Annotated in this window: 7 protein-coding genes, 1 other RNA gene and 1 pseudogene; 4 read left to right on the forward strand and 5 right to left on the reverse strand. The window is 69.8% G+C overall.

Going from position 1 to position 8005, the window contains the following annotated elements:
- Positions 1–464 (forward strand): annotated as a pseudogene (locus ACE3O8_RS11660) (DNA repair protein RecN); the annotation flags it as partial.
- Here the strand turns inward: ACE3O8_RS11660 and ACE3O8_RS11665 are convergent.
- Together ACE3O8_RS11665 and ACE3O8_RS11670 are read right to left on the reverse strand one after the other, a co-directional pair.
- On the reverse strand, positions 461–778 hold the full coding sequence (locus ACE3O8_RS11665) for a YbaB/EbfC family nucleoid-associated protein (RefSeq protein WP_374389927.1): 318 nt from the start codon (positions 776–778) through the stop codon (positions 461–463). The pseudogene ACE3O8_RS11660 and the gene ACE3O8_RS11665 sit on opposite strands and share 4 nt — an antisense overlap.
- Positions 775–2403: a DNA polymerase III subunit gamma/tau gene (locus tag ACE3O8_RS11670; protein ID WP_374389929.1), complete on the reverse strand. Its 1629-nt coding sequence runs from the start codon at positions 2401–2403 to the stop codon at positions 775–777. Before ACE3O8_RS11670 ends, ACE3O8_RS11665 begins: the two co-directional genes overlap by 4 nt.
- Positions 2404–2505: 102 nt before the next feature.
- On the opposite strand from ACE3O8_RS11670, the gene ffs reads away from it, so the two are divergent.
- Positions 2506–2601: signal recognition particle sRNA small type (gene ffs / locus ACE3O8_RS11675), an RNA gene on the forward strand.
- A 335-nt stretch (positions 2602–2936) separates the two neighbouring features.
- Here ffs and ACE3O8_RS11680 read toward each other — a convergent pair.
- The 3 genes from ACE3O8_RS11680 to ACE3O8_RS11690 are packed head-to-tail and all read right to left on the reverse strand — an operon-like array spanning position 2937 to position 5223.
- On the reverse strand, positions 2937–3911 hold the full coding sequence (locus ACE3O8_RS11680; protein WP_374389931.1) for a hypothetical protein: 975 nt from the start codon (positions 3909–3911) through the stop codon (positions 2937–2939).
- Positions 3908–4612 (reverse strand): lysophospholipid acyltransferase family protein, encoded by a 705-nt coding sequence (locus tag ACE3O8_RS11685; RefSeq protein ID WP_374389933.1) that lies wholly within the window; start codon positions 4610–4612, stop codon positions 3908–3910. Before ACE3O8_RS11685 ends, ACE3O8_RS11680 begins: the two co-directional genes overlap by 4 nt.
- Complete coding sequence (locus tag ACE3O8_RS11690; protein ID WP_374389935.1) at positions 4609–5223, reverse strand: YdcF family protein; 615 nt, start codon at positions 5221–5223, stop codon at positions 4609–4611. The genes ACE3O8_RS11685 and ACE3O8_RS11690 overlap by 4 nt, the downstream gene beginning before the upstream one ends.
- A 121-nt stretch (positions 5224–5344) precedes the next feature.
- Here ACE3O8_RS11690 and ACE3O8_RS11695 point away from each other — a divergent pair, with 121 nt between their 5' ends.
- Together ACE3O8_RS11695 and ACE3O8_RS11700 are read left to right on the forward strand one after the other, a co-directional pair.
- Positions 5345–6403, forward strand: coding sequence for an FxLYD domain-containing protein (locus ACE3O8_RS11695; RefSeq protein WP_374389937.1), 1059 nt, complete (start codon positions 5345–5347; stop codon positions 6401–6403).
- A 152-nt stretch (positions 6404–6555) separates the two neighbouring features.
- Positions 6556–7788: an acyl-CoA dehydrogenase family protein gene (locus tag ACE3O8_RS11700; RefSeq protein ID WP_374389939.1), complete on the forward strand. Its 1233-nt coding sequence runs from the start codon at positions 6556–6558 to the stop codon at positions 7786–7788.
- The last annotated feature ends 217 nt before the right edge of the window (positions 7789–8005 follow it).

The following is an 8005-nucleotide window of genomic DNA, read 5'->3' on the forward strand; positions in this document are numbered from 1 at the left end:
GCACCGTGGTGGCCGAAGCCCCGCTGGGCGCGACCGGGGCGGATCAGGTGCGGTTCGAGATCGCCACCAACGCGGGAACCGACTTTGGGCCGCTGACGAAGATCGCCTCGGGCGGGGAGCTTTCCCGTTTCATTCTGGCGCTGAAGGTGGCGCTGGCGAGCACGGGAACCGCGGGCACGCTGATCTTCGACGAGATCGACCGGGGCGTGGGCGGCGCGACGGCGAGTGCCATCGGCAGCCGGCTGGCGCGGGTGGCGGACGGCGCGCAGGTGCTGGTGGTGACGCACAGCCCGCAGGTGGCGGCCGAAGGCGCACACCATCTGCGCATCAGCAAGGCGAGCGGGGCGACCAGCGTGGAGCCGCTGGACGCAGCGGCGCGCCGCGACGAAGTGGCGCGCATGCTTTCAGGGGCGGAAGTGACCGCCGAGGCGCGGGCGGCGGCGGAAAAGCTGCTGGCCGGTTAGAGCTTGAAGCCCGGCGGCAGGGGCAGGCCCGCCGTCATCTTCTGCATTTCGGTGTGGGCGGCCTGATCGGCGCGGGCGCGGGCGTCGTTCAGGGCGGCGGTGATCAGGTCTTCCGTCATTTCCTTCGACTCCGGCGTCAGCAGGCTGGGGTCGATATCGATGCGGATGATGCGGCCCTTGGCCGAGGCCTTCACTTTCACCAGGCCGCCGCCCGAAACGCCGTCCACCTCGATCTTGTCGAGCCCTTCCTGCGCCTGGGCGAGCTGCGCCTGGACATTGTTTGCCATCTTCAGAATGTCGTCGAGGCTTTTCATGCACTTGCACTCCTGAGAGGGGCGACCGACGGGCGCGGCGGGGCCGGGCTCAGCAGTTCGGCGCCGGGAAATTCGTTGAGCATGGCCTGCACCATGGGATCGGCCATTGCGGCTTCATGGGCGTTGGCACGCGCCCTGTCTGCGATCATGCGCAGGCTTTCCGCGCCGTCTGCGGCGGGTTCGATGCGGACATCCCAGGGCTGTCCGGTCCAGTCCGTCAGGTGGCGGCGGACATCGGCCGCGAAACCGGCGGGGAGCGCGCCGAGCTGGCCGAGGACGAGGAGGCCGGGCTGGACGCTGATGGCCACTTCATCGCGCAGCTGCTTTGCGAGCATCGGTTCCACATGCGATTCGAACAGGGCGACCACGGCGGCCGGATCGAGCGGCGCGGTTGCGCGGGCGACGGGCGCAGGGGCCGGAGCGGCGGCGAGCGCGGCAGCAGGCGCGGCAACGGGGACTGCGCCATCGGCCAGCAGCTTTGCCACCCGATCGGGATCCGGAAGGCCGGCCGCGTGGACGCAGCGCAGGATCGCCATTTCGGCGGCCTGCTGCGGTGCGGGGGCCTGACCGGTTTCGGCATGGCCCTTCAGCAGCAGCTGCCAGAGCCGGTGGAGCGCGGGGAAGGAGAGATCCGCCGCCCATTGCCGGATCGCCTGACGGTCCCCTTCGGGAAGGGCCGGATCGACGCTGCCAGCCAGCTTGGCGCGGACCGTCAGGTGGATCATTTCCAGCAGCCCGGCGACGAGCGCCTGCGGATCGACGCCTGCGCCATGGGCGGAATCGACGGCCTCCAGCGCGGCCTGCGCGTCTGCCGCCAGGATGGCGCCGAGGAGTGTGGCGATCCGGCCCCGGTCGGCAAGGCCCAGCATGTCGCGCACGGCGTCTGCCGTCACCTCGCCCGCGCCGGCCTGCGCGATGGCCTGATCGAGGATCGAAAGGCCGTCGCGCACGCTGCCTTCTGCCGCGCGGGCGATGAGCGCGAGCGCCTCCTCCTCTGCCGATGCGCCCTCTGCGTCTGTCACCTTGCGGAAATGATCGGCCAGCAGCTCTGTCGGCACGCGTTTCAGATCGAAGCGCTGGCAGCGGCTGAGGATGGTGGCGGGAACCTTCTGCACCTCTGTCGTCGCGAAGATGAACTTCACATGCGGCGGCGGTTCCTCGAGCGTCTTCAGGAGCGCGTTGAACGCGCCCTTGGACAGCATATGGACTTCATCGACGATATAGACCTTGTAGCGCGCCGAGACGGAGGCATAGCGCACGGCCTCGATGATCTCGCGGATGTTGTCGACGCCGGTGTTGGAGGCGGCGTCCATCTCCACCACGTCGATATGCTGGCCCGCCGAGATGGCGGTGCAGTTGGCGCAGACGCCGCAGGGTTCGATGGTGGGGCCGCCGGCGCCATCCGGCCCGATGCAGTTGAGCGCCTTGGCGATGATGCGGGCCGTGGAGGTTTTGCCCACGCCGCGCACGCCGGTGAGCAGCCAGGCCTGCGCCAGCCGGTTGGTGCGAATCGCGTTTGCCAGCGTGGTGACGACGGCATCCTGCCCGATCAGCGCACCGAAATCGGACGGCCGGTATTTGCGGGCCAGCACGCGATAGGGGGCGTCTTCGGGGAACAGGCTCATGCAGCGTGAGTGGCGCTTGCGCACGCGGATATCAAGGCCCCGGATATCCATGGTTGCGACGCGTCGGTTGCGCTTTGGGTACAAGATCGCCATATGCCCGGCCGGGAGCCGAGGTGGACGCGCCGTTCGCCAACCCGGTCAGGTCCGGAAGGAAGCAGCCGTAACGATTTCCGGCGCGGGTCGCTTCGGCTCCCACTTTGTTTTTTTAGTCCCTCAGGCGCCGGGCGCGGGCATCCGCCCGCTTGGCTTTCGCGCCACTTGGCGCGGCGCGCGGTCGCGCTTGCGGCCCTGCGGGCCGGCATTTGCTTTTTGCCCTCAGGCGCCGGGCGGCGGGCATCCGCCCGCCTTGGCTTTCGCGCCATTTGGCGCGGCGCGCGGTCGCGCTTGCGGCCCTGCGGGCCGGGATTTTGCTTGGGCCCTCAGGAGCCGGGCGGGTCGCATTCGCGGCCCTTGGCTTTCCTCGCATTGGCTCGGGCGCGCGGGCGCGCTTGCGGTGGCGTTCGCCACCGGGTTTTTTGTCGGTGTTCGGGCGCCTAGCGCAGGCGGGGGCAGGGGGGTTCCTGGCCTCTGACTGGCGGCGGGGGTTTTGTCGTGTCGCGGGCGGCGGCGGTGACATTGCCGGGCAGGTGGCCGCTGATGGCGATTCGTTCGGGCTTGCGGCTGCGTTGTTCCGCAGGCGGCGCTTCGCCCGCGATGGCGGCGCGCACGCTGGCGGGGCAGACGGTGTCGATCGTGCCCGCGATGGCGAGCTTTCCATCCCTGTCCTGCACCAGCGTGGCGGACAGGCGCGCCACTTCGCCGGTGTCGTCTGACAGCGTAGCGGCGCGGATCTCGGCGGTGCCGCCTGTCGCCCAGCCGGCGAGGCTGGTGATCCGCCCGGCGGCCGTGAACTCCGATTCGAGGCTGAGGGTGAGCGGTGCGCCTTCGCCGAAGCGCAGCGCGGTTCCGTTGAGCACCAGTTGCGCCTGTGTCGGCCCGGTGGGGCCGGGGCGGGCGGGGTTGCCCGCAGGGGCGGGGGTTTCGCGCAGATGCGCTTCGATCCGCCCGGCCCGGACGGGGGCTGCGAACAGGCCGGTGGAGAGGTTCGGCGTTTCCCACACGACCGACAGGCGGGCGATCCTGTCCGCCTCCAGTCGCAGCGAGGCCTGCGCCATCGGGGCGTCCACGCGGACCGTGGCGCCGGGCAGTGGCTTCAGCATCAGGGTGGCGCTGCTGTCGCGCGCGGCGATCACCTGCCGGTCCCGCTGCCAGGGCACGCGGTTGACGGCGGCTTCGGCCGCGCTGACCGTGGCGGACAGGGCCACATCGTCGAACGCGAGGCGGGCGGGGGCGAGCCGCGCTTCGAGGCGGTAGGGAAAGCCGCTGGATTCGACGGCCGTTCCGGGCGGCAGCACCTGTTCGAGATCGGCTTTCAGCCCGGCTTCATAGCCGTGCCACAGCCAGGCCCAGACGGCGACGCCGACGGCGAGCGGGATCAGCGTGGCCCACAGCGGGATCCGCCGCGTCATGGCAGGGTGTCTGCCGTCAGGGGATCGCGGTTGATCGCTTCATGCACCCGTGCCTCCATCTCCTCTCGCGGGAGGCGGGCCGGAATTTCCGGCTGGAAGCAGACGGTGACGGTGCCGGGGCGCTTCACGAAGCCCTTCGTCCACAGCCGCCCCGCATCATGCGCGACGGGCACGACGGGCACGCCGAGACCGGCATAGATGCCGTAGAGCCCGGCCTTCAGCGGCGGCGACGAGCCATAGGGCACGCGCGTGCCTTCGGGGAAGATGAACACCGGCCGCCCTTCGGCGGAGCGGGCGCGGGCCTGGCGGATCATGGATTTCAGCGCGGCACCGGCCTTGTCGCGTGCGACGAAGATGCTGCCGTGGTTGGCGGAAATGCGGCCCCAGATCGGGATGTTTCGCAGTTCGGCCTTCATCACCACCGCCGGATGGTGGAACAGGTAGAGCGTGAGGATGGTTTCATAGGCGGACGTGTGCTTCGAGGCGACGATCACGCTTTCGTTGGGGATGCGGCCGCGCACGGCGAGGCGGATGCCCAGCAATACCCTTGCGCACCAGACGAACCAGGCCGCCCAGATATTGGAGCCACGGCGGATGGATGGCGGCGAGAAGAAGCCGACGATCGCGATCCCGGACGCGACGATGGCCGAGCCCGGATAGAAGATCAGGTGAAACAGCAGGGAGCGGACGAAGGCGATCATCCCGCGGGCCTCACCCGCAGCAGCAGCCAGGACGCCTGCATCTTCGCATATTCGACCAGCATCGACCACAGCGGCAGCCCGGCGCGGACGCCATCCGACACGACCATCACATCCGGCGGAAGCTTGGCTTCGACTTCGGCCTTGGCGCGCGGCATGTGATAGGCCGCCGTGACGAGGCGGATCGAGTGGAACCGGTTGCGCGCGACCCAGGCGGCCACTTCGTCGGCGTTGGTCCGGGTGCTGTCTGCCTTGAAGCCGAGATCGACCTTGCACGAGGCGAGCTTCGCCGGGATGTGGGCGGCTTCGGCAAGCTCCTCGGGCCTGACGCTGGGGTGGACGCCCGAGACGAGCATCCGCTGCGCGAGGCCTGCCTTCAGCACCTCCACCCCCCGGTCGAGCCGGCCGGGGCCGCCGGTGAGGACCGCGACGCCATCAGTGGTGGTGCCGTCTGCCGCCGGGCCGGGCAGGGTGAAGATGAACAGGATGAATCCGCCGATCCAGAGCAGGGCGGCGAGCGCCAGCCCCCGCGCGAACCAGCCAAAGGCGGACGGGCCGGCGGAGCGGCCGTTGGAGCGGCGCTTGTGCGCCTGGGATTTGTTGCGGGCGACCATCAAGCGGCTGACATAGACGGGGCGATGGCCCGCATGCAAACGGCGGATGCGCGGCCTGCCGCATCCACCTGGGCTTCGCCATCCACTTGTGCTTCGCGGGCCGTTCGTGGAAAAGGCGGCCATGCAGTTGACCTGCCCGAATTGCGGGGCGCGCTATCGCATCGATGCCAGTGACTGGCCGACGGAGCCGGGGCCCGAGGGGGAGCCGGTGTTCCGGCCCCGGCGTGCGCGCTGCAAGGTCTGCCGGTCCGTCTGGGCGGCCACGCCCGAGGAAGAGGTGCTGGAGCTGGACGATCCGCTGCCGCCCGACGAGGAGCATCCCCGGCTGGCGGATGCGGCCTGGCCGGCGGTGGGCGGATGGCCCGATCCGCGACCGGTGATTCCGCCGCCGCCCCCGCAGCCCGATTTCCGCCCGCCGCTGGACCGGCCCCCGCCGGTGTTCACGCCGGCCGGATTCACGCCGCCGAAGGACCCGTCAGGGCCGCTCTATGCGCCGCCGTCGAAGCCGGCGATCCATTTCGAAGCCCCGCCGGTGCCGGTGCCGCTGGGCGACCGGCCGGCGCTTCGCACCCGGCTGCCTGGCCCGGGGGCAGGCCCTGCCGCGCCGATCGTGGACATCGAGCCGGAACCGGCCCCGCCCGATCCGGAGCCGGAGGACTGGGACGAGGCTGACGAGGATGAAGAGGCCCCGCGCCGCATCTGGCCCTGGGTGCTGGGCGGTCTGCTGCTGGTGGCGGCCGGGCTGCTGGCGCTGGTGTGGACGGGGCGGGTGAAGCCCGAGGATTATGGGCTGCCGCCATTTGACCCGGCCGCCGTGGGGCTGCCATCCGTCGGGGTTCCGAGCGTGGACGTGCCCAGCGTGAAGCTGCCGCGCGCGCCGCTGCCGCCGCTGGCGGTGGATGCCGCCGTGGTGCGCCGTGGCCTGCCCGGCGGCCGCAGCATCTGGGAGATCGAGGGGACCGTGCGCAACCCGACGCCGAAGGCGCTGCCGGTGCCGCCGGTGGAGATCCGGCTGCTGGATGCGGGCGGCGGGACCGTGGCCCGCTGGACGGTGCGGCCAGAGGCGGAACGGGTGGAGGCGGGGCAGGCCATCCGCTTCCAGACCAGCGCGATCGACCCGCCGGCAGGCGCGGTGAAGCTGAAGATGCAGCTGAAGCCGGGGGAGCTGGGGCGGCTGTAACCGCCGCGAAACGGGCGATTGCGCGGGGCGCATTGATCCTGCGCAACAGTTCGGGGTGTGGAACCCTCTCACCTTGGCACAGGTTGCGGGGCGGCGATTCCCCCGGCAAGGAGGTCGGGCCCAATTATGATGGACCCAAGGGGAGATACCCGATGCATTTTGAATATTCCAAGCGCACCCAGGAGATGCTGGAGCGCGTGCGCGCCTTCATGGACGAGCATATCTATCCGAACGAGGCCCGGTACGACGAGGAAGCGCACCAGGGCGAGCGCTGGAAGGTCATCCCCGTCATCGAGGAGCTGAAGCCCAAGGCGCGTGCCGCCGGGCTGTGGAACATGTTCGTGCCGCCGACGCATGGCGGCGAGCCGCTGCATCATTTCCACTTCGAGGGAACGCCGCTGACGAACCTGGAATATGCGCCGATTGCCGAGGAATTCGGGCGCGTGGGCTGGGCCAGCGAAGTGTTCAACTGTTCCGCGCCGGACACCGGCAACATGGAGGTGCTGGCGCGCTATGGCTCGAAGGCGCAGCAGGACAAGTGGCTGGTGCCGCTGTCGCGCGGGGAAATCCGTTCGGCCTTCCTGATGACCGAGCCGGCAGTGGCGTCTTCGGATGCGACCAACATCGAGACGTCGATCCGCCGCGAGGGCGACGAATATGTGGTCAACGGTCGCAAATGGTGGTCGTCTGGCGTGGGCGACCCGCGCTGCACCATCGCGATCGTGATGGGCAAGACGGACACGTCGGCGCCGAAGCATCTGCAACAGTCGCAGATCCTGGTGCCGCTGGATGCGCCGGGCATCACCAAGCTGCGCCCGCTGCATGTGTTCGGATATGATGATGCGCCGCACGGCCATTATGAAGTGCTGATGGAAAATGTGCGCGTGCCTGCCGAGAACATCATCCTGGGTGAGGGCCGGGGCTTCGAGATCGCGCAGGGGCGGCTGGGGCCGGGGCGGATCCACCACTGCATGCGCTCCATCGGATCGGCGGAGCGGGCGCTGGAAAAGATGGTGAAGCGGCTGAAGAGCCGGGTCGCGTTTGGCCGGCCGGTGGCCGACCAGGGCGTCTGGCACGAGCGCATCGCCAATGCGCGGATCGAGATCGAGCAGGCGCGGCTGCTGTGCCTGAAGGCGGCCTATACGATGGACACGGTGGGCAACAAGGACGCCAAATCCCTGATCGCGATGATCAAGGTGGTGGCGCCGAATGTGTCCACGCGGGTGATCGACATGGCGATCCAGGCGCATGGCGGCGGCGGTGTCTGCCAGGATTACGGGCTGGCTTCGGCCTATGCCGGGCAGCGCACGCTGCGGCTGGCGGATGGCCCGGACGAGGTGCACCGCGTGACGATCGCGAAGGAAGAACTGAAGCGGTACAACTGAAGCCGGCTGCGGCCAGTGCAAGGCACTGGCCCGCAGACTCGGCGAAAGTTCGGCCGGCGGGCCGCCCGGCCGGGCGGCTTTGCCGACCCGGCGGGTGGACCCGTCCGACGGCGGAACCGCCACCCCCTTCCTTGCGTTTCGGACGGCCGCGCCTTATGTGCGCGGCCGTTCCCATTTCCTGAATTGCGAGTGCATCCCACGTGCTGATGACCTTCCT

Source organism: Sandaracinobacter sp. (assembly GCF_041909755.1).
GTDB lineage: Bacteria > Pseudomonadota > Alphaproteobacteria > Sphingomonadales > Sphingomonadaceae > Sandaracinobacteroides.